The sequence below is a fragment of the Nocardia paucivorans NBRC 100373 genome (assembly GCF_000308675.1).
In the GTDB taxonomy this organism is placed as follows: Bacteria; Actinomycetota; Actinomycetes; order Mycobacteriales; family Mycobacteriaceae; genus Nocardia; species Nocardia paucivorans.
Window position 1 is genome coordinate 1 of record NZ_BAGE01000054.1, and the last position, 533, is coordinate 533.

Annotated in this window: 1 protein-coding gene; it reads right to left on the reverse strand. The window is 66.2% G+C overall.

Annotated elements, in window-relative coordinates:
* On the reverse strand, positions 1 to 533 hold a 533-nt coding region (locus ON32_RS20660; protein WP_157224268.1), incomplete at both ends, for an AMP-binding protein.

Sequence of the window (533 nt, forward strand, 5' to 3'; positions counted from 1 at the left end):
GGGAGGGAAGCCGTTCGGCGAGGTGATCGTGCAGGACCGTGGTGTCGATCGTGTGGTCGGGTGCGGCGAAGACATACGACACCAACCGCTGAACACCGACCCCGTCACGATGCCCCACCGTCGCAGCGAAACCCACACTCTCATGCGCGGCCAACACCGCATCGATCTCCCCCAACTCGATCCGCAACCCACGAACCTTGACCTGAAAATCCGACCGCCCCACAAACTGCAACGACCCATCCCCCCGCCACCGCACCACATCACCCGTGCGATACATCCGCGCCCCCGACACCCACGGACACGCCACAAAACACCCCGCACTCACCCCCGCCCGCCGATGATATCCCCGCGCCAACCCCACCCCCGCCACATACAACTCCCCCACCACCCCCACCGGCACCGGCCGCAACCGCCCATCCAACACCCACACCCGCACCCCCCGAATCGGCACACCCACACCCACCAACTCCCCCACCACCAACGGAGCCGTCAACGACACCACAACAGTCGCCTCGGTAGGCCCGTACTCGTTG